19 protein-coding genes are annotated in these 24,439 nt (G+C 73.1%); 10 read left to right on the forward strand and 9 right to left on the reverse strand.

All coding sequences use genetic code 11. The features are described 5' to 3' along the window. The first annotated feature begins 51 nt into the window (after positions 1–51). On the forward strand, positions 52–2,352 hold the full coding sequence (locus IEZ24_RS04270; RefSeq protein ID WP_129453181.1) for a hypothetical protein: 2,301 nt from the start codon (positions 52–54) through the stop codon (positions 2,350–2,352). Then, positions 2,349–5,438 carry an FtsX-like permease family protein gene (locus IEZ24_RS04275; RefSeq protein ID WP_129453180.1) on the forward strand — a complete coding sequence of 1,030 codons (3,090 nt, stop codon included), beginning with the start codon at positions 2,349–2,351 and terminating at the stop codon, positions 5,436–5,438. Before IEZ24_RS04270 ends, IEZ24_RS04275 begins: the two co-directional genes overlap by 4 nt. 157 nt (positions 5,439–5,595) lie before the next feature. Here the strand turns inward: IEZ24_RS04275 and IEZ24_RS04280 are convergent, their stop codons facing one another. The 3 genes from IEZ24_RS04280 to IEZ24_RS04290 form a co-directional block, all read right to left on the reverse strand. Continuing rightward, positions 5,596–6,348: a response regulator transcription factor gene (locus IEZ24_RS04280; RefSeq protein ID WP_224744851.1), complete on the reverse strand. Its 753-nt coding sequence runs from the start codon at positions 6,346–6,348 to the stop codon at positions 5,596–5,598. A 175-nt stretch (positions 6,349–6,523) separates the two neighbouring features. Then, complete coding sequence (locus IEZ24_RS04285) at positions 6,524–7,360, reverse strand: response regulator transcription factor (RefSeq protein WP_207206669.1); 837 nt, start codon at positions 7,358–7,360, stop codon at positions 6,524–6,526. Positions 7,361–7,551: 191 nt separating this feature from the next. Continuing rightward, on the reverse strand, positions 7,552–8,466 hold the full coding sequence (locus IEZ24_RS04290) for a GNAT family N-acetyltransferase (RefSeq protein ID WP_129453177.1): 915 nt from the start codon (positions 8,464–8,466) through the stop codon (positions 7,552–7,554). A gap of 94 nt (positions 8,467–8,560) precedes the next feature. On the opposite strand from IEZ24_RS04290, the gene IEZ24_RS04295 reads away from it, so the two are divergent. Beyond that, the gene (locus tag IEZ24_RS04295; protein ID WP_242498347.1) at positions 8,561–10,288 is read left to right on the forward strand and encodes a DEAD/DEAH box helicase; all 1,728 of its coding nucleotides are present in this window, start codon (positions 8,561–8,563) and stop codon (positions 10,286–10,288) included. Positions 10,289–10,419: 131 nt separating this feature from the next. Here IEZ24_RS04295 and IEZ24_RS04300 read toward each other — a convergent pair whose 3' ends face one another. Next, the gene (locus tag IEZ24_RS04300) at positions 10,420–10,995 is read right to left on the reverse strand and encodes a YceI family protein (RefSeq protein WP_129453175.1); all 576 of its coding nucleotides are present in this window, start codon (positions 10,993–10,995) and stop codon (positions 10,420–10,422) included. A 172-nt stretch (positions 10,996–11,167) separates the two neighbouring features. Beyond that, positions 11,168–11,293, reverse strand: coding sequence for a hypothetical protein (locus IEZ24_RS21965; protein WP_263575409.1), 126 nt, complete (start codon positions 11,291–11,293; stop codon positions 11,168–11,170). 247 nt (positions 11,294–11,540) lie between these two features. Between IEZ24_RS21965 and IEZ24_RS04305 the strand changes: the two genes are divergently transcribed. Continuing rightward, a complete protein-coding gene (locus IEZ24_RS04305) occupies positions 11,541–11,801 on the forward strand; it encodes a hypothetical protein (protein WP_129453174.1) in 261 nt (86 codons plus the stop codon). 12 nt (positions 11,802–11,813) lie between these two features. After that, the gene (gene glmS, locus IEZ24_RS04310) at positions 11,814–13,637 is read left to right on the forward strand and encodes a glutamine--fructose-6-phosphate transaminase (isomerizing) (RefSeq protein ID WP_129453173.1); all 1,824 of its coding nucleotides are present in this window, start codon (positions 11,814–11,816) and stop codon (positions 13,635–13,637) included. Between the two features lie 185 nt (positions 13,638–13,822). On the opposite strand, the gene IEZ24_RS04315 is transcribed toward glmS, so the two are convergent. Beyond that, complete coding sequence (locus IEZ24_RS04315) at positions 13,823–15,376, reverse strand: glycerol-3-phosphate dehydrogenase/oxidase (protein WP_129453172.1); 1,554 nt, start codon at positions 15,374–15,376, stop codon at positions 13,823–13,825. After that, complete coding sequence (locus IEZ24_RS04320) at positions 15,373–15,978, reverse strand: TetR/AcrR family transcriptional regulator (RefSeq protein WP_129453171.1); 606 nt, start codon at positions 15,976–15,978, stop codon at positions 15,373–15,375. Before IEZ24_RS04320 ends, IEZ24_RS04315 begins: the two co-directional genes overlap by 4 nt. 17 nt (positions 15,979–15,995) lie before the next feature. Here IEZ24_RS04320 and IEZ24_RS04325 point away from each other — a divergent pair, with 17 nt between their 5' ends. After that, the gene (locus tag IEZ24_RS04325; protein WP_224744852.1) at positions 15,996–17,579 is read left to right on the forward strand and encodes an FAD-binding oxidoreductase; all 1,584 of its coding nucleotides are present in this window, start codon (positions 15,996–15,998) and stop codon (positions 17,577–17,579) included. A gap of 134 nt (positions 17,580–17,713) precedes the next feature. Here the strand turns inward: IEZ24_RS04325 and IEZ24_RS04330 are convergent, their stop codons facing one another. After that, positions 17,714–18,409 carry a pirin family protein gene (locus tag IEZ24_RS04330; RefSeq protein ID WP_129453170.1) on the reverse strand — a complete coding sequence of 232 codons (696 nt, stop codon included), beginning with the start codon at positions 18,407–18,409 and terminating at the stop codon, positions 17,714–17,716. An 18-nt stretch (positions 18,410–18,427) separates the two neighbouring features. On the opposite strand from IEZ24_RS04330, the gene IEZ24_RS04335 reads away from it, so the two are divergent. Further along, complete coding sequence (locus IEZ24_RS04335; protein WP_242498346.1) at positions 18,428–19,777, forward strand: GH1 family beta-glucosidase; 1,350 nt, start codon at positions 18,428–18,430, stop codon at positions 19,775–19,777. A gap of 243 nt (positions 19,778–20,020) precedes the next feature. Here the strand turns inward: IEZ24_RS04335 and IEZ24_RS04340 are convergent, their stop codons facing one another. Next, positions 20,021–20,323, reverse strand: coding sequence for a GIY-YIG nuclease family protein (locus IEZ24_RS04340; protein WP_129453168.1), 303 nt, complete (start codon positions 20,321–20,323; stop codon positions 20,021–20,023). Positions 20,324–20,668: 345 nt separating this feature from the next. Here IEZ24_RS04340 and IEZ24_RS04345 point away from each other — a divergent pair, with 345 nt between their 5' ends. Genes IEZ24_RS04345 through IEZ24_RS04355 form a run of 3 tightly spaced genes read left to right on the forward strand, consistent with a single transcriptional unit; the run spans position 20,669 to position 24,437 of the window. Further along, on the forward strand, positions 20,669–21,724 hold the full coding sequence (locus IEZ24_RS04345) for a sulfotransferase family protein (RefSeq protein WP_129453167.1): 1,056 nt from the start codon (positions 20,669–20,671) through the stop codon (positions 21,722–21,724). Beyond that, a complete protein-coding gene (locus IEZ24_RS04350; protein WP_129453166.1) occupies positions 21,724–22,662 on the forward strand; it encodes a glycosyltransferase family 2 protein in 939 nt (312 codons plus the stop codon). The genes IEZ24_RS04345 and IEZ24_RS04350 overlap by 1 nt, the downstream gene beginning before the upstream one ends. Continuing rightward, positions 22,659–24,437 (forward strand): glycosyltransferase, encoded by a 1,779-nt coding sequence (locus tag IEZ24_RS04355; protein WP_129453165.1) that lies wholly within the window; start codon positions 22,659–22,661, stop codon positions 24,435–24,437. The genes IEZ24_RS04350 and IEZ24_RS04355 overlap by 4 nt, the downstream gene beginning before the upstream one ends. The last annotated feature ends 2 nt before the right edge of the window (positions 24,438–24,439 follow it).

The following is a 24,439-nucleotide window of genomic DNA, read 5'->3' on the forward strand; positions in this document are numbered from 1 at the left end:
GTCCTCCGGGGCGCCTGGAGCCGCCGAGGTGCGCTGGCGACCCTGGTCCTGATGACCGTGGTGGTCGTCGGCGGCGCCGTCACCGTCCTCCAGTTCGCCGAGGCCGCCGGCACCTCGCCGTGGCTCGCCGCACCCCTGCTCCTGCTGGGTGCGGTGGCGGTGCCCAGCATCGGCGCCGAGCTCGCGGTCGCGCGCCGCGAGGAGATCGGCCTGGCCCGGCTCCGCGGCATCCACGGCGCCCGCCTGTGGCGGTTCCTGCTGGTCGAGCCCCTGCTCGCGATCGCACTCGGAGCCGTGCTCGGCCTGGCGCTCGGAGCCGCCGGGACGCTGTTCGCCACGGCCACGTGGCTCGACGAGGCCGCACCCGCGATCGGTCGGCCGGCCCTGCTGGCCACTGCCGCCATCGCCGCCGCCGGGCTCGTCATCGTCGGGCTCTCGGCGGGAGCCGCGCTGCGCGAGCCGCTCGCGGTCCAGGTCTCGGCCCGCCGCCGACCGCGCCGGGCCACGACCCTCGCCGTCTTCCTGAGCGTCCTGGTGCTCGTCGGGGCCGGCGTCGCCGCCTACCGCAGCCGCCAGAGCGACGGCGCGCCCGACCTCGTCGTCCTCCTCGGCCCGGCCCTCGTCGGCCTGGCGCTCGGCCAGGTCGCGATCTGGGTGGTCCGGCTCGCCGCCCGGGGGCTCACCCCGGCCACCGAGCGACGCGGCCTCGGCGCGTTCCTGGCCGCCCGCCGCCTCGCCCGCGCGGACGACCTCGTCACGCCCATCCGCCTGGTCGTCGCGGCCGCCGTCGTGGGCTCGCTCGCGCTCAGCGGCGCGGTCGCCGTCAGCGGGTGGACCGACGAGCAGGCCGCCGTCGAGGTGCCCGGCGCCAGGACCATCGACGCGAGCGAGCTGGGCGCCATGGGCGCCGTGGACCTGACCGAGAGCGCCGACCCCGAGGGTCGCCACCTCCTCGCCGCCGCCATCGTCCGCAACGAGACCCGGCTGCCCGAGCGCCGGGCGTACGTCGACGCCGCGCGCTGGGACGCCGTCGTCGGCGACTTCTACGACGACACGCCCGCGCGTGCTGCCTCCGACGCGGTCGCCCGCCTCGACACCGGGCTCGCCCCGGTCCAGGTCGCCGGCGACCGGCTCACCGTGACCGTCTCGGGCCTCGAGGTCCCTCCGGTGCGGACGTTCCGCGGGCCCGACGGGGAGGACGTACGCGTCGGGGGCGGGATCGCCGAGCTCACCCTCAGCTATGTCACGACCCGCAACGTGTCCGGCGCGGTCGCGGTGCGGAGCGAGGTGCCGCAGGACGGTCGTGCGGTCACCCGGTCGGTGCGGCTGCGCGACTGTGCGCGCGGCTGCAGCATCACCGGGCTGGACGTCGCACGCGACACCCGCGGCGTCATCGACGGCAGCGACTTCGTGGTCCTGCTCGACCAGCTCGACCTGGGCGACAAGGACCTCCTCGCCCAGTCCTGGGTGCCGGACCGGGCGTCGGTGGAGGCCGCGACGAACACCAACTTCTTCCGCAACTGGGAGCCCCCCGCCGTCCTCGTCGTCAACCGCGCAGACGGGCTCCAGGTCGCCCTCCTGCCGGGGGGCGCCGCGCTCCGCCTCGCGCCTGACCGGGGCGGTTCCGGCATCCCGGTGCTGGTCGCCGGCCAGGACGCACCCCAGGCGCTCGACCTGGGTGGCGACGACCGCACCACCGAGGTGCTCGGCGTGGCCAGGTCGATGCCGCTGGTCGGCACCGTCGGGACCCTCGCCGACATCCGTACGTCCGCTGTCGGCTCCGACCCGACGGTCCCGTCCGCCGAGGTCCAGATCGTCGCGGCCCCCGGCACACCGGCGTCGGTGCTCGACGAGGTCGCCGCGGCCACCGGCACCGAGTGGCGGACCAGGCAGGCGGTCCGGGAGTCGCTCGGGGAGCGGTTCGGCGGCGCCCAGTCCGTGGCGTACGCCCTCACCGCGCTCGCCTGCGCCCTGGTCGCGCTCCTCGCCCTGGGGGCCGGCGTCGCGCGGCACCGCCGCGACTACCGCCGCGACGTCGCGTCCCTGCGGGTCCTCGGCATCTCCACCGGCACCGTCCGCCGCGCCGGCCGCGCCGAGCTGGTGAGCCTGACGACCCTCGTGCTCGCCGGCGTCGTCGCCGGAGGGTGGCTCGCGGTGACCCTGCTGCTCGACGGCCTGCCGCTCCTGTCGATCCCGGTCGCCGGGCTGGCCCTCGACACGGCCCCGCACGCCTGGCCGCTCGCGATCCCCGCCCTGGTCTCCGCCGCCGCGGTCGTGGTCGTCGGCGGACGGGCACGCGCCGTACGCTCCGCCGCCACGCGACCCAGCCTGCTGCGCGAGGAGGAACGATGACCTCGCTCTTCGGTGCCATCCTGCGCGGCCTGCGCGCGCGGGCCCTCCTCAGTGCGGGCTCGGTGCTGCTCACCGCCCTCGCCGTCGCCTCTGCGGTGCTGGGCCCGATCTTCGCCGCCGCGGTCACCAACTCCTACGTCGTCACCCGGCTGCGGGAGGCGCCCCCGGCCCTGACGGGGCTGAGCCGGATCTTCACCCCGGACTCCGCGACGAGCAGCACCGACGCGGTCGCGCGGGCCGTGGCCGGCACCGAGTCGCTCAACGACGGCCCCTGGGGGCAGTCCGTCGGGATCGTGCAGTCCGAGCGGGTCATGGCGCTGCGCGGCGCCGTGGAGTTCTGGGCCCGTGACGGCGCCTGCGAGGCGCTGGAGGTCACCGGCCGCTGTCCCGAGCGCGACGGCGAGGTGCTGCTGCTCGAGAAGGCCGCCGAGCAGCAGGACGCGGTCATCGGCGAGCCGCTCGAGCTCGTCGGCTTCGAACCTCCCGCCCTGACGGCCCTCGGGCTGCCCCGGCCGGGCCTCACGACGGTGACCGTGGTCGGCACGTACGCCACGCCCACCGACGCGACCGAGTGGCTGCTCCCGCAGCGGCTGACGTCCACCAACGAGGCGGTCAGCGACAGGCCCGGCGGCGGCTACACGCCGTACTCGCCGGGGCCGGTCATCACGACGCCCGCGACCGTGGAGGCCATGGGCGGCTGGACGGTCCGCGTCGACACCTTCCTCGACGTGCCCGCCGACATCACCCCGGCCGAGCTCTCGGTGGCCGCACGCTCCGCGGCGACCATCCCCGACGACCAGGCGGTCGAGGTCGAGGGCGGCACGCTGCGCGACGACGGCACCAACGACCTCGCCGCGGTGCTCGACGAGGTCCGCACCCAGCAGGACACCGCCCGCAGCTCCATCGCCCCCGCGGTGCTGTCGCTCGTGCTGGTCGCGCTGGCGCTGCTCATGCGCCTGCTCAACGCCGCCACCGAGCTGCGCGTGCCGGAGCTCGCGCTGGCCTCCCTGCGCGGGGTCACCTCGCGGCGGCTCTGGGGACTCGGCCTCGCCGAGCCGCTGACCATCCTCGTCATCTCCGCCCCGGTCGGCATCGCCCTCGGCCTCGGCAGCAGCCTGCTGCTGGTCCGCGCCTGGCTGGTGCCGGGCCTGCCGCTGCCCGTCGTGGCGACGAGCTGGGTCGCCGCGGGCCTCGTGCTGCTCGCCGCCCTCGCCGTCGCCTGCGTGGCCATCGGGCTGGTGGTCCGCGAGTCCCTCGCGTCCCAGCTCGCCGGCGTACGACGTCCCGTGGCGGCCCGCCGCTGGTCGGTGATCGCCCAGCTCACGCTCGTCGCCCTCGCCGCGGCGGTGCTGCTGAGCAAGCTGTCCGACACCGACGGAGGCGACCCGGACGTCACCGACCTCCTGCTGCCCGTGCTGCTCGCGGTCGTCGCCGGCCTCGCCGCCACCCGGCTCACGGCCGCCCTCGCCACCTGGTGGACCCGTCGCTCGCGGGGCCGCTCGCTCAGCGGCTTCGTCTCCTCGCGCGCGATCTCGCGGCGGCAGGAGGGCACGCTCATCATCCTGCCGATCACCGCCGCCATCGCGGTCTCGGTCTTCGGTGCCGGCGTCTACGACTCCGCCGCCGCGTGGCGCACCAGCGTCGCGGCGACGGTCTCGCCCGCCCACACCACCTGGCACTCGCCGGTGAGCTATGCCGAGACGCTGGAGCTCACCCGGAGCATCGACCCCCAGGGGGAGTGGGTGATGGCCGCGGGCTCCGTGCTCAACCCGGGCGCGCACTTCTCCGTGGTCGACAGCAGCCGGCTCGCCCGGGTGGCGACCTGGCCGCCGACGTGGACCCCGGGACGCGACGTCGAGCAGGTCGCCGCGGACATCGCCCCGCCGGGCGAGGTGCCCACGTTCTCCGGCAGGCGGATCTCGGTCACCGTCGACAGCCGCGTGGCGAGCGACAAGCCGCTCGCCCTCGAGGTCCGCTTCGGTCGCCGCGACGGCATCCCGCTGAAGGTCTACCTGGGGCCCTTCGGTCCCGGTGAGTCGACGCGGTCGGCCAGGGTGCCGTGGTGCCGCGAGCTCCCGTGCCCGATCGAGGGGATGACCCTCGGCGGCGGAGCCGGCACCAACACGGCGATGACCGGCGATCTCGCCGTGACCGAGGTCCTGGTCGACGGTCAGCCGGTGCCCGGCGCGATCGAGGGAGCGCACTGGGTCGCGACCCCCGACCCGGCCGTACGCTCCTCGATCACCGACCTCCGCGAGGTCGACGGGACGCTCGAGATGACCGTCGACACGGGTGACTCCGTCGGCATGGCGCGCCTCACCGCCGGCGGCATCGTCGAGCAGCGTCCGGCCCTCGCCGGCCCCAAGGTGCAGCAGACGGCCCTCGCCAAGCTCGAGGAGGGCTTCGGCCTGGTCCGGGTCGACCCGATCGGTGGCGTCGGAGCCGTCGAGGGCATGCCGTTCACCGGGCCGTCCGGCCTGCTGGTCGACTACTCGTCCTTCATCACCGACCGACCCGTCTACAACAGCAACCTCGACACCCGGGTGCTCCAGCGCGAGGGGGCCCCGGCCGGGATCACCGACGCCCTCTCCGCGGCCGGGCTCACGATCGAGACCACCCTCGCCCAGGAGCGGCGCGTCCTCGACCAGAGCGCGTACGCGCTGGCGCTGCGGCTGTACGCCGTGGTCGCCGCGCTGGTGCTGCTGATGGCGCTCGCCGGGCTGTTCGTCAGCGCCGCCGTCCAGCTGCCCGCCCGCCGCCGCGACGCCGCGGCCCTGCGGGTGGTCGGCGTACCCCGCTCGTCGGTGATGGGGGCGGTCGTGCGCGAGCTGGCCGTGGTGCTGGGCGGGGCCGCGATCGCCGGCATCCTGGCGGGCTCGCTGGCGCAGTGGGTCGTGCTGCGCACGATCACGCTGGGCTACGCCGAGGGGCTGGCGACGCCCGCACTGGTGGCGACGATCTCGCCGCTGCGCCTCGTCGTGCTCGCGCTGCTCGCGGCGGCCGTCTTCGGTGCGGTCGCCCTGCTCAGCGCGTCGATGACCGTACGGGGCGCCCGGGGGGCGACGCTGCGCGAGTCCGCTCGCTGAGGACGGACCGGTCGGGCGTCCCCGCCAGCCCGCCGGCGCGGCGTGTCGGACGACCACAACCTCCGCGCGGCGTACGGGGTCGAGCGTGACAGCGCGCGCTCGTGCGACTTCTGGTCGTCCGGCGCGCCGCAGGTCGACGCGCGTCGGTCGCCCTGGGTCAGGAGCAGCAGGGGTCGAAGCGGAACCCGACCCCGCGGATCGTCCGGATCCACTGGTTGCTCGAGGCGGCCCGGCGCAGCTTGCGGCGCAGGTTGGCCAGGTGCACGTCGACGACGTGGGTGCTGTCGGGGACGAACTCGCTCGCCCACACCGCGCGCATCAGGTCCTCGCGGGCCACGACCACGCCGGGGTTGCTGACGAGGTGGGCCAGCAGGTCGAACTCGGTGCGGGTCAGGCCGACCTCCGCGCCGGAGACGAGGACCTCGCGGGCGCCGCGGTCGAGGGTCAGGTCGCTGCAGCCGAGCGCGTTCGTCGGGTCAGCCGGGGGGACGGGGGCCGCGACGGTGCGCGCGGAGGCCTGACCGGCACCGAGGAGGTCCGTGCTGCGCGGGCGGCGGAACAGCGCCGCCACCCTCGCCTGCAGCTCACGCATCGAGAACGGCTTGACGAGGTAGTCGTCGGCACCGACCTCGAGGCCGACCAGGCGGTCGACCTCGGCCGTACGGCCGCTCACCACGATGACGTAGCAGTCGCTCGTCGTCCGGATCCGGCGGCACACCTCGACCCCGTCGATGTCGGGCAGCGTGAGGTCGAGCGTCACCAGGTCGGGCTGTACCTCGCTGATGACGGCCAGCGCCTCGGCGCCGGTGTGCGCGACGACGACGTCGAAGCCGGCCTGGTCGAGGAGCTCGGAGATGGCGTCGCCGACGTCGCGGTCGTCCTCGACGACCACGGCTGTCCGTGCGTTCATCATCCGTCTGCTCCCCAGTTGACGCTTCACGTACCCGACGGCGCCCGGTTCAAACCGGGTCGTCCGAGACGGGTACGACCCACCCGCTGCCGATGCTAGGCGGCAGCGGGCGGTCGCGTGGTCGTTCTGGGTGCAGCACCCCCCGACGGGGGGTCGGCTGACCGCTCTCCGAGCGTCAGAAGTCCAGGCCCCTGGCCCAGTCCTCGGAGTCGATCCTGGCCACCAGGTAGGGACCGCCGCCGGCGCGCCGGTCCTGCTGGCCACCGTCCTCGCGGTCCATCCGGTAGCCGATGCCGCGGATCGTGTGGATCCACGTGGCGTCGGAGTGCCGGCGCAGCTTGCCGCGCAGGTTGGCCACGTGCACGTCCACGAGGTGGTGGTCGTGGGTGAGCGCGCTGCTCCAGATCGCCATGACCATCTCCTCGCGGGTGCAGACCCGGGAGAGGTGGGTGGCGAGGTACTCGAGGACGTCGTACTCGATGCGCGTCAGGTCCACGATCTGGCCGTCGACCTGCACCTCGCGGCGCGCCGAGTTGATGACCAGTCCGCCACCGGCGTTGATCGTGCTCGGCTCGTCGGCCGGCTGCGACGGGCTCGGCACGTGCGGCCCGTTGTGGACCGCGGCCTCCTCGGCCGAGGCGCCGGAGCGCGGGCGACGGAACAGGGCCGCCACCCGGGCGCGCAGCTCGCGCGGCGAGAACGGCTTGAGCACGAAGTCGTCCGCGCCGACCTCCAGGCCGATCAGCTTGTCCACCTCGTCGGACCGCGCGGAGACGATCACGATGTAGCAGTCGCTGGTCTCCCGGATGCGGCGGCACACCTCGATGCCGTCCATGTGCGGCAGCGTCAGGTCGAGCGTCACGAGGTCCGGCGGATCGGCTGCCGCCACGCCCACCGCTGCTCGTCCGTCGCGCGCCGAGGTGACCCGGAAACCTGCCCCCTCCAGGGTCTCCACCAGCGCGGACGAGATGTCCGGATCGTCCTCGACGACCAATGCATGTAGTTCTTGCACGTCAAACCCCCACAGATGCGAAGGCAAGGGCCCCACGCCCTCGCCGTGGCGCCGCCCGAACGGCGTCGGTTGATGCTAATGCCATCAACGGTTCAGAGATAGGGAACTTCTGACGGACGAACAGGCTGTCTAGACCGGTCACTTTGACGGAATCTTTTGCCACCGAAAGCCTGTGCTGCGCTTTCCGCGGTCTACGTCAGATCGATCGCGCGATTGACCCAGATGCTCTCCGCGACCATCCCCACTCTTTGGTAGAGGCCGAGGGCGCCGGTCCGCGAGTCGGTGCTGAGCTCGGCGGTGGTGGTGCCGTGTGCGCGGGCCTGGGCGAAGGAGTCGACCAGCAGCGCCTGCGCGATCCCGCGGTGTCGCTGGTCGGCGCGCACGGCGAGCCGGTCGACGTACCCGGTCGAGCCGTTGTCGGAGACCAGGACGAGGGAGACGCCGACGACCTGCCCGTCGCCGTCGACGGCGACGCGCAGGTTCCACGGCTCGAAGCCGGGCCGGCCCAGGGTCGCGGCCTCGAAGTCCTCGTAGGGCTCGCGGTCGCGGACCGACCACTCGAGGAACGCGTCCTCGAGCACGTCGTGGGCGGCACGCATGTCGCCCGGCTCGGCAGCGCGTACGACGTAGCCCTCCGGCAGCTCGCGCTCGGGGATGGTGGCTCCTGCGGGCAGCTTGAGCACCCAGCTGGTCCAGCGCACGTGGAAGCCGAGCTCCTCGAGCAGGCGGTCGCCGGGCGAGCCCTGCGGGACGGGCATCCCGATGACGCTGGAGCCGACGCGACGCCCGAGGTCCTGGAGCCAGTGCGCCAGCCAGGTGCCGATGCCGCGCCCGCGGTGGCTGGGCAGCACCGAGGTGTCGGCGCGGTCGGCGCCCATCAGCTCGGCGTACGCCACCAGCGTGTCGCCGTCCCAGACGCCGATCGAGCGCGCGGCGAGGTCGTGGCTGGGCTTGGCCCAGTCGCTGACGATGTCGGCCTCCTCGATGGCGACCTCGCCGATGTCCTCGAGCTCCTGCGCGGCCATCAGCCGGTGGACCGCGGTGGCGTCGCTGGTGCGGAGCGGGCGGGTGGTCAGTCCCGCGGGGAGCTCGGGCGTCTCGGGCATGGGGGGAGTGTGCTGCCTCACGTGCCCCGCTGTCGCGCGCTTATTCGGCGCTCGAGGAATGCCCGAATCCCTCGTGAAGCCCTACCGTGGGAGCGTGAACGACGAGCACCCCGCAGCGCCCGAGCAGACCTTCTCCGACCTCGGCCTCTCCCCCGAGGTCCTCAAGGGACTGGCCGCCGTCGGCTACGAGACCCCGTCGCAGATCCAGGCGCAGACGATCCCGCCGCTGCTCGAGGGCCGCCACGTGGTCGGCCTCGCGCAGACCGGCACCGGCAAGACCGCGGCCTTCGCGCTGCCGATCCTGTCGCGCCTCGACCTCTCGCAGAAGACCCCGCAGGCCCTCGTGCTGGCCCCGACGCGCGAGCTCGCGATCCAGGTCTCGGAGGCGTTCGAGAAGTACGCCGCCCACATGAAGGGCGTCCGCGTCCTGCCGATCTACGGCGGCCAGGGCTACGGCGTGCAGCTGTCGGCGCTGCGCCGCGGCGTCCACGTCGTCGTCGGCACGCCGGGTCGGATCATGGACCACCTCGAGAAGGGCACCCTCGACCTCAGCGAGCTGCGCTTCCTCGTCCTCGACGAGGCCGACGAGATGCTCAACATGGGCTTCGCGGAGGACGTCGAGACGATCCTCGCCGACACCCCCGACGACAAGCACGTGGCGCTGTTCTCGGCGACCATGCCGGCGCAGATCCGCCGCATCTCGAAGAAGTACCTCGAGGACCCGGTCGAGATCACCGTCAAGAACAAGACGTCGACGGTCTCCTCGATCACCCAGCGCTACCTGATCGTGTCCTACCCGCAGAAGGTCGACGCCCTCACGCGCATCCTCGAGGTCGAGAACTTCGAGGGCATGATCGTCTTCGTCCGTACCAAGAACGAGACCGAGACCCTCGCCGAGAAGCTCCGGGCACGCGGCTACAGCGCGATGGCCATCAACGGCGACGTCGCCCAGGTGCAGCGCGAGCGCACGATCAACCAGCTCAAGGCCGGCAAGCTCGACATCCTCGTCGCCACCGACGTCGCGGCCCGCGGCCTCGACGTCGAGCGGATCAGCCACGTCGTCAACTACGACATCCCCACCGACACCGAGTCCTACGTCCACCGCATCGGCCGTACGGGTCGCGCGGGGCGCAGCGGCGACTCGATCGCCTTCGTCACCCCGCGCGAGCGCCACCTGCTCCGCGCGATCGAGAAGGCCACCAGGCAGCCGCTCACCCAGATGCAGCTGCCGACGGTCGACGACGTCAACGCCACGCGGCTCTCGCGCTTCGACGACCAGATCACCCAGGCGCTCGCGCAGCCGGAGCGCATCGACTTCTTCCGCGACGTGGTCGCCCACTACGTCAGCGAGCACGACGTGGCCGAGGTCGACGTGGCCGCCGCGCTCGCCGCGGTCATGCACGGCGAGCAGCCGCTGCTCCTCGAGCCCGAGCCCGAGCCGCGCCAGCGCTCCTTCGAGGAGCGCGCGACCCACGGCGGCAAGTCTGACCGGGCGCCGCGCGAGTCGCGCAGCGGCGCGCCGATGGCGGCGTACCGCATCGAGGTCGGCAAGCGGCACAAGGTCGAGCCGCGCCAGATCGTGGGCGCCCTGGCCAACGAGGGCGGCCTCTCGCGCGGCGACTTCGGCTACATCTCGATCAAGCCCGACTTCTCGGTCGTGGAGCTGCCCGCCGACCTGCCCGCCGGCACCCTCGAGCGCCTCGAGAGCACCCGGATCTCCGGCAAGCTCATCGAGATCAAGCCCGACAACGGTCCGTTCCGCGGCCGTCCGGGCGGTGGTCACCGCAAGAGCGGCGGCTACAAGGGCAAGAACCCCCGCTGACCGGGCACTTCCTCCCCCTGAGATCACGCTGACCGGGCACTTCCTCTCCCGTCACAGACGCCGACCGGGCACTTCTTGTGAAAGAAGTGCCCGGTCGGCGTGTTCTGCGGGGCCGGACGTGCCTGCTCGGGTCAGGCGCTCTGGTTCTGGATCGCGGAGACGTCGAACTCGAGCTTGATCTTCTCGGAGACGAGGACGCCGCCGGTCTCGAGCGCGGCGTTCCAGGTGAGGCCCCAGTCCTTGCGGTTGATGGTGGTCTCGCCCTCGAAGCCGACGCGGACGTTGCCGAAGGGGTCACGGGCCGAGCCGGTCTGCTCGAACTCGATCGTGACGGGCTTGGTGACGTCCTTGATGGTCAGGTCGCCGGTGATGGTCCAGTCGGAGCCGTCGCGCTTCACGTCGGTGGAGACGAACGTGATGGTCGGGTAGGTCTCGGCGTCGAAGAAGTCGCCGGACTTGAGGTGACCGTCGCGGTCCGCGCTGCCGGTCTCGATCGAGGCGACCTGGATGGTGAGGTCGACCTTGGACGCGGCGGGGTTCTTCTCGTCGATGTGGGCGGTGCCCTCGAAGGCGCCGAACTGACCACGGACCTTGGTGACCATGGCGTGGCGGGCCACGAAGCCGAGGCGGCTGTGGCTGACGTCGAGGGTGTAGTCGCCGGTGATGTCGTCGATGGCGGTGGTGGGGGCGTCGAAACCGGTGCTCATGGGAAACAGCTCCTGCAAGTGGGTGGGTTGGTAGAACTTTCAACCACTGTAACGACCCACCCCCGAGGTCCATTCCCGATCGGCCGCACGTTTTCCGACCGTGCCGGGAAATGGCCGCGAGCCACGCCCCGGTGGGGCGTGGCTCGTGCGTGTGAGCTGCGTGTGACTGGCGTCAGGCGGCCTGGGTGGCGATCGCCTCGGCGACCGACCAGTGTGCCTCCATGTGGGTGCGCCCCGACGCGTCGGTGACGGCCACCCAGGTGCAGACCGGCTTGCCGGTCATCGTCTGCTTGCTCATGTGACACCTCCCGTTCACTTTCTGTTCACCAAAGATATCACGTCCCCACTGGCGCACCACGAATTCGCTGGAACTCGGTCGGAGTGCTCCACCTGTGCACCCGTCAGGGGGCGAAGGGGTGATTCCTCCTCCACTTGGGGATGGTGGGACTGGGCTCCGGGTACGCGCCTGAGCCGATTCGTACCCAATCTGCCCGATATCGGGCAAGAAGTTGGCTTCTCATCGGCGTGGGGAGCATGCTCGGCACGTGCCCGACTCAGCCCTCGTCTCCCACGTCGTCGCCACGACCTCGTTGACACCGGGTGAGGCCGCCCGGGTGATCGATGACGTGATCGCCTTCCACGCGCAGCCGGTCGAGGACTACGTCCGCGCGCGCCACGCGAGCCTCAAGACGTACGGGGCCAGGAATCCCGAGATCTTCGCGCGCATCGCCGAGGAGCTCGCCCACCGCGTCGTGGCCGCGCCGGAGCTCTCCGAGCGCCAGCTGCGACGCATCATCTACGGATAGGACGCAGGAACCATGTGTGGAATCGTCGGCTACATCGGACGCCAGGAGGCGGCCCCGGTCGTCCTCGAGGGACTCACCCGGCTCGAGCACCGCGGGTACGACTCGGCGGGGGTCGCCGTCCTCGGTGGTCGCGGCATCCGGGTCGCCAAGCGCGCGGGCCGCGTCCGTGACCTGACGGGCTCGCTGCCGAAGCGCTTCGCCGGCACGACCGGCATCGGCCACACCCGGTGGGCCACGCACGGTCCGGCGACGGACGTCAACGCCCACCCGCACGTCGACGAGTCGGGCCGCGTGGCGGTCGTGCACAACGGCATCATCGACAACTCGGCCGCGCTGCGCGCCGACCTCACCGGGGCGGGCGTCGAGCTGGCGAGCGACACCGACACGGAGGTGCTCGCCCACCTCGTCGCGCGCAGCGACGCCGACACCCTCGAGGGCAAGGTGCGCGACGCGCTCGGCGCGGTCGTCGGGACGTACGGCCTCGCGGTGGTGCACGCCGACTTCCCCGACCGCATCGTGGTCGCCCGCAACGGCAGCCCGCTCGTGGTCGGCGTCGGCGACCGGGAGATGTACGTCGCCTCCGACCTCGCCGCGATCGTGCGCCACACCACGACCGTCGCGATGCTCGATGACGGCGAGATGGCGACGGTGACCGCCGCCGGGTTCATCACGATGCGCCACAGCGACCTCGCCACGACGGGCAAGACCGCGAGCCAGGTCGACATCGACGCGTCGGCGTACGAGGCGGGCGAGCACGAGTCCTACATGCGCAAGGAGATCCTCGAGCAGCCGACCACTGCACAGGCGGTGCTGCGGGGGCGGCTCGACGAGCGCTTCGGCACCGCGCACCTCGGCGGCCTCGACATGGACGCGCGCGACCTCCGCGCCGTACGCCGGGTCAAGATCCTGGGCTGCGGCTCGGCCTACTACGTCGGGCAGATGGGTGCGGCGCTCATCGAGGAGCTCGCCCGCATCCCCGCGGACGCGGAGGCGGCGAGCGAGTTCCGCTACCGCGACCCGGTGATCGAGCCGGACACCCTCTACGTCGCGGTCAGCCAGTCCGGCGAGACCATCGACACCCTGCTCGCCGTGCAGGAGGTGCGCCGCAAGGGCGGGCGCTGCGTCGGGCTGGTCAACGTCGTCGGCTCGGCCATCGCGCGCGAGTGCGACGGCGGGATCTACCTGCACGCCGGCCCCGAGGTCGCGGTCGCGAGCACCAAGGCGCTGACCAACATGTTCCTCGGCTTCGCGCTGCTGGCCCTCCAGCTCGGCCGGGTGCGCGACCTGTCGATCGCCGACGGCAAGCGCCTCGTCGCGGGCCTGGAGCGGCTGCCCGGCCAGATCGAGGAGGTCCTCGCCTCCGAGGCGGACCTCGTCGACGTCGCGAAGGAGCTGGCCGAGGCGCGCAGCCTCTTCTTCATCGGCCGGGTGCGCGGCTTCCCGGTGGCGCGCGAGGGCGCGCAGAAGTTCAAGGAGATCAGCTACCGCCACGCCGAGGCCTACCAGACCTCCGAGCTCAAGCACGGCCCGCTCGCGCTCATCGATCCCGAGGTGCCGACGGTGGCTCTGGTGCCGTCCGACGAGCTGACCGAGCGCAACATCGGGGCCCTCCACGAGATCGACGCGCGGCAGGGGCCGCTGGTCGTGATCACCCACGAGGAGGTCGACCTCGGCGAGATCGGCGCGCGCCGGATCGTGGTGCCGCGCAACGAGCCCGAGCTCGACCCGATCCTGCTGACGATCCCGCTCCAGCTGCTCGCCTACCACGCCGCACAGCACCTCGGCCACGACATCGACAAGCCGCGCAACCTGGCCAAGTCGGTCACCGTCGAGTAGGTGGCACCTCAACCGCCCGATGGCGGGGAGCCAGGCCCGGAAATGGACTGGCCGCCCCTTGCCGCATGGGGTCGGCAAGGGGCGCGCCGAGCAGAACCCTCCCACCAGTCCCGCGTCCTGTCCGGGGATCACCGGAACTGCCGTCGGATTTTGCTGTGGGGCCGGTCACCGGCGTCCCGGAGCCGCTAGGCGGGGGCCTTCCGGGACGTCGCCACGAGGTCCAGCGCCTGCCGCGCCAGCGGCTCGACGAGCGCCCGGTCGGCGGCGATGAGACCCACCCGCGTGCGTCGTTCGAGCAGGTCGTCGACGTCGTGGCCGCCCTCGTGGGTGACGGCGAAGACCAGCTCGGCGAGGGTCACCGGCACCCCCGCGGACGTCGGCGCGAGCAGCTCGTCGTCGCCGAGCCCGGTGACCTCCTGGGCGGTGTCGACCACCAGTGCGGCGTCGGTGCCGAAGCGGCGTACGAGCCGGGCCGGCGCAGCGACCCGCCGCAGCGCCTCGGGGGACGCGGCGCCGAGCAGCGGCAGCGTCGCGGTCCGGCACGGTCCGGCCTCGAGCCGGCCCTCCGCGACCAGCGCGTCGAGGACGTCCTCGGCCATCCGGCGGTAGGTCGTCAGCTTGCCCCCGACCACCGTCGTCACCCCGGTGCGGGAGGTCAGGATCGCGTGGCGGCGCGACAGGTCGGCCGTCGTGTCGGCGCCGGCCACCTCGAGCAGCGGCCGCAGCCCGGCGTACGCCCCGACGACCTCGTCGCGCGTCGGCGGGGTGGCGAACGCCGAGGCCACGACGCCCAGCAGGAAGTCGATCTCGCCCTCGCTCGGCACGGGCACGTCGGGCACGGGACCGGTGACCGGCTCGTCGGTGAGGCCGACGTAGATCGTGCCGTCGGGTTGGGGGAGCACCATCGCGAACCTCGCGCCCGTCCCCGGGATCGGCACCATCACCGCGACGCGGGTGTGGGGCAGCGCCGACCCGCGCAGGACGAGGTGGGTGCCGCGGCTCGGCCGCAGGCGGACCTGGTCGTCGAGCCCGCCGGCCCACACGCCGGTGGCGTTGACCACGGCCCGGGCGCGGAGCGTACGGGTGGCGCCGGTGAGCTCGTCGCGCAGCTCGGCGGTCGTGCCCGTCGCGGCGACGACGCGAGCACGGGTGCGGACGTGGGCGCCGTACGCCGCCGCGGTGCGGGCCACGGTGACGACGAGGCGGGCGTCGTCCTCGAGCTGCCCGTCCCAGGCGAGGAGGCCGCCGCGCAGGGTGTCGGCGCGCAGCGCGGGTGCGAGGCTGAGCGCCTCGGTGGCGTTGAGCCGGCGCGGCCGGGGGAGGGTACGCGCGGTGGTGCGGGCGGTGCGGCGCAGCGCGTCACCGGCGTGGAGGCCGCCCCACGTCAGCGCCGTGCGCCCACGCGACATCGCGTCGTTGACCGGGGTCAGCATCGGCAGCGGGTGCACGAGGTGCGGCGCGGTGACGTCCATCAGGATGCCGCGCTCGACGGCGCTCTCGTGGGCGATCGCGAGCCGGCCCTGGGCGAGGTAGCGGAGCCCGCCGTGCACGAGCTTGGACGACCAGCGCGAGGTGCCGAAGGCGAGGTCGTGCGCGTCGACGGCGAGCACCGAGAGCCCGCGGGTCGCCGCGTCGAGGGCGACCCCCGCGCCGGTGATGCCGAGCCCGACCACCACCACGTCGACCTCGTCGGGGACCCCCGCGAGGCCTGCAGTGATCCGGTGCTCCCCGGCGGTCACCGGGGCTCCAGCGTCCGGGTGATGAGGCGGGCGTACTCGTCGTCGAGGTCGTCGAGCCCGATCCGGTCGTCGGTCATCGTCAGGGCGGAGAAGACGAACCCGTGCCCGGCCAGCGTCAGCGACCGCGCGATCAGCACCGGGTCGCCGGCACGGACGGAGCCGCTCTCCTGGCCGGCCGCGATCCCGGCCGCGAGGATCTCGATGAGCGCCTCCTGGGATCGGCCGCGCCGGTGGAGGAGGTAGGGGAGCATCAGGTCGGGGTCGAGCTCGACGATCCGGACGAACAGCTCGTTGTCGCGCAGGGCGCGCACCGTCGACAGGGCCGCGGCGGCGATGCCGGCGGGGGTCGTGTCGGCGGGCGCGGCGGCCTGCGTGGCGGCGGCGATGCCCACCCACTCGCGCGTCATCAGGTCGCCCAGCAGCGAGCCCATGTCGGGCCACGCGCGATAGATCGTCATCCGGGAGACCCCGGCGCGCCTCGCGACCTCGGTGAGGGTGGTGCGGCGCCAGCCGACGTCGAGGATGCAGGCCCGGGCCGCGTCGAGGTAGGCGTCGAGTCGCGGATCGCCCGACGACCGATCAGTGTGACGAAGTGACGTCATGTGTCACACTGTAACGCATGAGCCCGGAGACGCCCACCGTCGAGATGCACCCGCAGCGCTGGGGCGACCCTGCCGCCGCCACCGCCCTGCCCGAGTCCGCGCTGGGCCTGGTCGACCTCGCCTTCGGCCTCCAGGACCGGCCGGCCGCGACCGGTGCGACCCCGCCTCCTTCCGCGCTCGACGACGTCCTGCTCGACGGGCTGCGGGGGATCGTGGGGGCTGAGCACGTGCTGGTCGACGACGCGACCCGCGCCCTGCGTACGCGTGGGAAGTCCACCCCCGACCTGCTCCGCGCGCGGGCCGGCGACCTGGCCGACGCCCCCGACGCGGTGGTGCGCCCGGACGGGCACGCCGAGGTCGAGGCGGTGCTGGCGTGGGCGCACGAGCACCGCGTCGCGGTCGTCCCCTTCGGCGGCGGCACCTGCGTCACGGGTGGCCTCGCGGCCCGCCGTGACGGGTTCGCCGGGCTGGTCTCCCTCGACCTCGTGCGGATGAAGCGGCTGCTCGCCGTCGACGACGTCTCGATGACCGCGACGCTGCAGCCCGGGCTCCGGGGGCCCGAGGCGGAGGCGTTGCTCGCGGCCCACGGCCTGACGCTGGGCCACTTCCCGCAGTCGTTCGAGCACGCGTCGATCGGTGGGTTCGCCGCCACTCGCTCCAGCGGCCAGTCGAGCGCGGGCTACGGCCGCTTCGACGCGATGGTCGTCGGCCTCACCGCGGCCACCCCGACCGGACCGCTCGACCTCGGCTCGGCGCCGGCCAACGCCGCCGGCCCCGACCTGCGCCAGCTCCTGCTCGGCTCGGAGGGCGCCTTCGGCGTGATCACGTCGGTGACGGTCCGCGTCCGCCGACTCCCGGAGGTGAGGGCGTACGAGGGGTGGCGCTGGCCGTCGTTCGACGCAGGGTCCGACGCCATGCGCACGCTCGCCCAGGCCGGCCTGCTGCCGACGGTGCTGCGGCTCTCCGACGAGTCGGAGACGGCGATCAACCTCGCCGACCCCTCGTCCATCGGCGGCGCCGACGACCCCGGCTGCCTGATGGTCACCGGATACGAGGGCACCGGGGAGCAGGTCGCCGCCCGGCGCGACGCCGTCACGGCCGCGCTGACCCGCCTCGGCGGGACACCGCTGGGCACGGAGCCGGGGGACAAGTGGGTGCAGGGGCGGTTCCACGCGCCCTACCTCCGCGACGCCCTCCTCGACCACGGCGTCCTCGTCGAGACCCTCGAGACCGCGACCTTCTGGTCCAACCGCGGGCGCCTGTACGCCGACGTGAAGGCGGCGCTCACCGGTGCGCTCGGCGAGGGGGCGCTGGTGCTCTGCCACGTCTCGCACGTCTACGAGACCGGCTGCTCGCTCTACTTCACTGTCGCCGTCCGGCAGGGCGACGACCCGATCGCCCAGTGGCAGGCCGCCAAGGCGGCGGCCAGCGACGCGATCATCGCCGCCGGTGCGACCATCACCCACCACCACGCCGTCGGCACCGACCACCGCCCGTGGTTCGCCGAGGAGGTCGGCGAGGTCGGCGTACGGGTGCTGCGCGCGGTCAAGGCCGAGCTCGACCCGGCCGGAATCCTCAACCCGGGCGTGCTCGTCCCCTGACCCGGGCGGGCGTCATACGGATCCGCACCAATGGGTGGTGGTCGGTATGACGCGCGCCGCCCGGTTCGCCGCTGCGTCATACGGATCCGGACCCATGCGTGGCGGTCGGTATGACGCTGGCGGGTCGGGTGGGCTCAACCAGCGGTGGCGAAGGACCAGACGAGCAGCTCGCTCTCCTCGGTCGCGGTGACGACGTGACCCGGCTCGTCGGAGATCCGTACGGCGTCCCCGCCGCGCAACGAGTGGGGGCCGAGGTCGACCGCACCGGTGGCCGCGAAGACGTGCTGGCGCGGGTCGTCGGGCAGCACCACCGAACCGCCCGGCGCGAGCCGGGCGACGAGCAGGCGCGCGCCGGTGGTGCCGATCGGCAGGCCTCCGCCCCCGACCACCTCCACGAGGCCCGACGCCGGCTGCGGCGCCTCACCCACGACGTACGCCGGGGTGGCGCCCGAAGCAGACGGCGCCAGCCACGCCTGGACGAAGCGGCACCGTCCGGACTGCGGGTCGGCCACCTCGCTGTGGCGGATCCCGGTGCCGGCCGAGAGCACCTGCGCGCGACCGGCCTCCACGACGTGCTGGGCACCTGAACGAGCCGAGTCGGTGTGAACGAGCGCCCCCTCGAGCACCCACGTGACGATCTCCAGCTCGGAGTGCGGATGGTCGGGGTAGCCCGCGCCCGGGGCGACCTCGTCGTCGTTGTGGCACACCAGCGGGCCGAACCCGAGGTTGCCGGGGTCGAAGTGCGGGCCGAACGAGAAGGAATGGCGCGTCAGGCGCCCCCTGACGGCCTCCGACGACCTGTCGGAACCGGCGTACAGGGCCACTGTCATGCCGATATCTTCGCGGATGTGCCTTCCCCCCAGGACGTCCCCCTGCTGCCCCCTGGGTTCCGCTTCGGAACCAGCACGGCGAGCTACCAGATCGAGGGCGCCGTGGCCGAGGACGGGCGCGGCCCGAGCATCTGGGACACCTTCACCGCCGAGCCCGGTCGCGTCGCCGACGGGAGCACCGGCGCTGTCGCCTGCGACCACTACCACCGGGTGGAGGAGGACGTCGCGCTGATGAAGGAGCTGGGCACGGGGGGCTACCGCTTCTCGATCGCCTGGCCGCGGATCCAGCCCACCGGGCGGGGGCCGGCCAACGAGAAGGGCCTCGCGTTCTACGACCGGCTCATCGACACGCTCCTGGCCAACGGTCAGCAGCCGATGGTCACGCTCTACCACTGGGACCTGCCGCAGGCGCTGGAGGACGACGGCGGCTGGCTCAACCGCGACACCGTCGACCGGTTCGCCGAGTACGCCTCGATCGTCGGCGAGCGCTTCGCCGACCGGGTCGAGCACTGGATCCCGGTCAACGAGCCCAACGTGGCCTCGATCCTCGGCTACGGGATGGGCACCCACGCGCCCGGCAAGAAGCTGCTCTTCGACTGCCTGCCCGCCGCGCACCACCTGCTGCTGGCCCACGGCCGCGCCGCGATCGAGCTGCGCCGCGCCGGCGCCGCGTCCGTCGGTTGCGCCAACAACCACGCGCCCATCTGGCCCGCCAGCGACGACGACGCCGACGTCGGGATGAGCAAGATCTTCGACGCGCTGTGGAACGGCACGTTCCTCGAGCCGATGCTGCTCGGTCGCTACCCGGCCGACCTGATGCCGCTCTTCGAGGAGTTCATGGCCGACGGCGACCTCGCGACCATCCGCCAGCCGCTCGACTTCTACGGCGTCAACTACTACAACCCGATGAAGGTCGCCGCCGCCGACGAGGACTCGGAGACGCCGTTCGAGTTCCGCGAGGTGGTGGGCTACCCCACCACCGACTTCGGCTGGCCGATCGTCCCCGACGCGCTGCGCGAGTGGCTGGTCATGTTCCGCGCGCGCTTCCGCGCCGCGCTGCCGCCGATCATGATCACCGAGTCGGGCTGCAGCTATGGCATGGGGCCCGACGAGAACGGCGTCGTCGACGACCAGCCGCGCATCGACTACCTCCGAGCCCACGTCAACGCCGTCTCCGAGGCCATCCAGCGCGGCGTGGACGTCCGCGGCTACTACTGCTGGTCACTGATGGACAACTTCGAGTGGGCCGAGGGCTACACCCAGCGCTTCGGGCTGGTCCACGTCGACTACGACACGCTGGAGCGGACCCGCAAGAAGTCGTTCCACTGGTACGCCGACCTCATCAGGGCGCAGCCCCAGCACCTCTGAGCCTCGGTTTCGACTCGGGCTCGTTCCTCGCCCGGCTCAACCGGCGGTGTGGTGGCGAGCGTGGACCCGCTGGTTGAGCAGCGAGCGTGGACCCGCTGGTTGAGAGGCGGAGCGCAGCGGTGCCGCTGGTTGAGCAGCGAGCGCAGCGAGCGTGTCGAAACCGAGATTCATGGGTGACCTTGGGTTTCGACTCGGGCTCGTTCCTCGCCCGGCTCAACCGGCGGTGGTCGTTCCTCGCCCGGCTCAACCGGCGGGTGGGCAGCCCTTCCGCCAGTAGCCGCGTGCCAGGGCCGGGAGGTCCGCCTCGCGACCCTCGATGAGCGCGATGCGTTTGTCGCGTCGCCAGCCTTGCAGCCGCTTCTCGTACGCGTACGCCTCGTCCACTCGCTCGAAGTCGGCGGCCCAGACGAGCACCACCGGTCGGCGCCGCTTGGTGTAGGCCGCACCGACACCCTCGTTGTGCTCGGAGATGCGACGCTCGAGGTCCCAGGTGCTGCCGACGTAGAAGCTCCCGTCTGCGCACTCGACGATGTAGGTCCACGGCATGGGTCCATGACAGCCGGTGCGTGACCGCGGGGACAGGTCCGTCCGCACATCTGTGGATGACCTTGGTTTCGACTCGGGCTCGTTCCTCGCCCGGCTCAACCGGCGGTGTGGTGGCGAGCGTGGACCCGCTGGTTGAGCAGCGAGCGCAGCGAGCGTGTCGAAACCGAGGCTCGTGGGTGACCTTGGTTTCGACTCGGGCTCGTTCCTCGCCCGGCTCAACCGGCGGTGGTCGTTCCTCGCCCGGCTCAACCGGCGGTGGTCGTTCAACCGGCGGTGGTCGGTCAACCGGCGGTGCTCGCTCAACCAGCGGCGAAGCCAGCGAGACCCACCGATAGGCTCTCTCGCATGACCGAGCCCACCAGTCGACGCGTCGTGTTCGTCGTGGGCTCGGGGCGCAGCGGCACGAGCACGATGGCCGGCACGCTGCGCACCCTCGGCCTCCACGTCCCCCAGCCCGAGGTCGTCGCGGACGCCACCAACCCCAAGGGTTTCGGCGAGCCGCGCTGGGTGGTCGACCTCCACACCGAGCTCCTCGCGCGGAGCAACGTGCAGGTCTCCGACGCCCGCCCACGCGCGTGGCTCGACACCGGCACCACCAGCGGCGACCACGCCACCCGCGCGCGCGTCGCCGCCTGGCTCGAGGAGCAGTTCGCGGTCGCCGACGAGCTGGTCGTCAAGGACCCGCGTGCCGCCTGGTTCCTCGGCCTCTGGCGCGCCGCGGCCGACCGCTGCGACGCGATCCCGTCCTACGTCACGATGCTGCGCCCGGTCACCGAGGTGGTCGGGTCCAAGCAGACCTACTACGGCCGGATCGGTGCCGGCTCCGACCAGGGCGCCGTGACCCGCACCGCTGCCTGGATCAACATGATGCTCCACACCGAGCGCGCCACCCGCGGCCAGCAGCGCGCGTTCGTCCGCTACGGCGACCTCCTCGACGACTGGACCCAGCCGGTCTTCGCGCTCGGCGAGGCGTTCGACCTGGCCGGGGTGAAGACCGCCATGGCCGCCGACATCGCCGAGGTGCACCGCTTCATCGACCCGTCGCTGCGGCGCGTCACCATGACCTGGGACGACATCGGCGTGCCCGACCGGCTGCGCGAGCTCGCCGACGAGACCTGGCAGGCGCTCGACGCGATCGCCTCCGACGACTCCGCGGGCAACCAGGAGCGCTGCGACCAGCTCCGCGCGGCCTACGCCGAGCAGTACGCCGAGGCCGAGGCGTTCGCCCACTCGACCGTGGTCGCCCAGCGGCGTACGGCTGCCGCCGAGGCACGGCGCGAGGCGGCCGCGCAGCCCACGCGCAGCGGGGCCGACCGCGTCCCCCACGCCGTACGGGCCATGGTGCCGCCGGCGGCGCGGCAGAAGATCCGCAAGGCGATGGGCCGGGAGCGACCTGCCTGATGCCCGACATCGCCTCCCTCGAGCAGGACCCGGCGTACGACGTCACCTGGCCGTGGACGTCCGGCGAGCCGCTGCTGCCGGGGCTCACCTGCGTCTTCCGGGTCCGCAACGAGGCGCGCAACCTGCCATGGGTGCTGCCGCCGATCTTCGCCGCGGTCGACCACGTGCTGCTCGTCGACAACGGGTCCGACGACGGCACGGCCGACGTGGCGCGACGCGTCGCGGAGGAGTGCGGGGCGACGGAGCGGCTGACCGTCCTGGACTACCCCCACCGGGTGGCCCGCGCCGGTGGCGAGCACCTCGCCACCCCGGCGACGAGCGTCCACTCGCTCACGCACTTCTACAACTGGTGCTTCTCCCACGTCCGCACGACCTACTCGATGAAGTGGGACGGCGACATGGTGCTGACGCCGGAGGGCACCGGCATCCTGCGCGACCTGTCGTGGCAGCTCCAGTCCACGCGCGCGATCGTCGCGATGCCGCGCCACCCGCTCACCGTCGTCGACGAGTCGACCGGCTGGCTCGACCTGTCGCTGCGCTTCCTCGAGCCGTGGGTCTATCCGATGGGACCGGACTTCACCTTCGTGAAGGCCTTCGACTGGGAGCTGCGCGAGTTCCCCCCCGGCATCGAGCGGATCGTGCTCCAGCAGGGCCTCGTCCTCGAGGTGAAGTGGCTCGACGCCGACGAGTACGCTCACTGGCGGCGCGACGGCGTCGACTTCACCAACACGCGGCTCTACCGCAAGCTGCGCGAGTTCGAGGTCGACGAGGCCATCCGCAACGGCGACCCCGGGGCACTCGGCGGGCTGGTCAAGGTGACCGCCCCGGAGGGCGTCCACATCATCGACCACGTCAGCCGCGACTGGCTCTGGCGCCAGCCGCGACCGCTCGTGCAGCACTCGCTGCCCGCCTCGCTGAAGGAGCGTGTGCGACCGTGACGCATCCCCTCCACGACCTCCGGCTCCCGGGGCCCACGCTGGTCCTGGTCGACGACTCCGACGGCCTCGCGCTCGACGCGCTGCGCGGCATCGAGGACGTGCCCGGCGTCGAGCCGACCGTCGTCCCGCTGTCCACGCTCGACGGCCCGCGCAAGGGCTGGGGCTCGGTGCTCGTGGTCGCCGCCGACCGGGCCCGGCTGCGCCGGATGGCGAGCGCCGTGCCGCTCCTCGGGCAGTGCAAGGCCGTCGCCTGCTGGCTCACCGACTCGCCGACCCCGTGGGTGCTCGTGCCCCGGCCCGAGTGGCCGCGCCTGGTGCACCTCGCGGCCCGCGAGGCCGGCGACCGCGGCGTGCTCACCGTGGCCCGCTTCGCGTCCGGTGCGCGCGCCCAGCTCGTCGTGATGGAGATGGCGCGGCAGGCCGCCGGCCCCGGCGACACCACGCACGGCGGCGTCGTCGTGTCGTACGCCGGCCGCCCCGCCGCACCCGGCCTCGACGCCCGGTCGGTGCTGCTGCCCGACGTCGCCGGTGCCGGCGACGCGGAGCGCGACGTGCCGCCCGACGTGGTGGTCGCCCGTCGCGGCGCCACCTCCCAGCAGAGCGTCGCCGAGCACCACGTCATCGACCGCGCGCCGATCGTCGTCACCGATCCCGGGCCCGAGCCGGTCGACGAGCGGGTCTTCAACCCGATCGGCTTCCGCAAGGACTGGGACCACCCCGTCGTCGACCTCTCGCGGATCGGCCGCGGCCCGGTCACCGAGGGTGTCGTGGCGGCGGCTCGCGCCTTCCAGGGCGTACGCCTCCCGGCCGACACCCGCACCGCCGACCTGCTCGCCCTCGCCATCTCCGGCGTCCCGCTCGTCACCGAGGGCGTCCTCGACGTGGCCCCGCCGCTGGCCGCCGCCCTCGACGCCCCGGTCGACCTCGACGACCCGCTGCGCCGCGAGGAGCACAGCCTCGCCGTGCGCAGGGCCGCCTTCGACCACCACTCGACGCTGGCCTGGCGCTCGGCCCTCGCCACCCGCGCCGGCGTACGCCACGTCGCCCTGCCGCCGGTCAGCGCGCTGCTGTCGACCAAGCGGCCCGAGATGCTCGACTTCGCGCTGCGTCAGGTCGCGCGCCAGCGGGGCGCGGAGGTGGAGCTGGTGCTCGCCGCGCACGGCTTCGAGCCCGACCGCGACGCCGTACGGCGGGCGCTGGGCGACCGACCGCACCAGGTCCTCACCTTCGACCAGTCCGACTTCTTCGGCGACGTGCTCACGGCGGCCGCGCGCGCCGCGTCGAGCGAGGTGCTGCTCAAGGTCGACGACGACGACTGGTACTCACCCGACGCCGTCCACGACCTGCTGATGGCACGCCGCTTCTCCGGCGCGGACGTCGTGGGGATGCCGTCGGAGTTCGTCTACCTCCACCGCAACGAGCACCGCGACGCCCTCACCGTGCGCCGCAACCACCCCTCGGAGATCTTCGCCCGCTTCGTGGCCGGCGGCACCCTGCTGCTCGACCGCGGGCTGCTGCGCTCGCTCGGCGACTTCCGCCGGGTCCGGAAGTTCGTCGACGCGCAGCTGCTCGCGGGCGTCGAGGCGGCGGGCGGGCGGATCTACCGCACCCACGGCCTCGGCTACGTGCTGCGCCGCACCGGAGCGGGCCACACGTGGGAGCGGGACGACGAGGAGTTCCGTCGACCTGACATCGTGGCCTCCGAGTGGCCGGGGTTCCAGCCCAGCCTGGCGCTGGAGGCCGACCCGCTCGACATGCCCGACGGGGGGAGCTAGGA

Origin of the sequence: Nocardioides ganghwensis (genome assembly GCF_014779655.1) — a bacterium.
In the GTDB taxonomy this organism is placed as follows: Bacteria; Actinomycetota; Actinomycetes; order Propionibacteriales; family Nocardioidaceae; genus Nocardioides; species Nocardioides ganghwensis.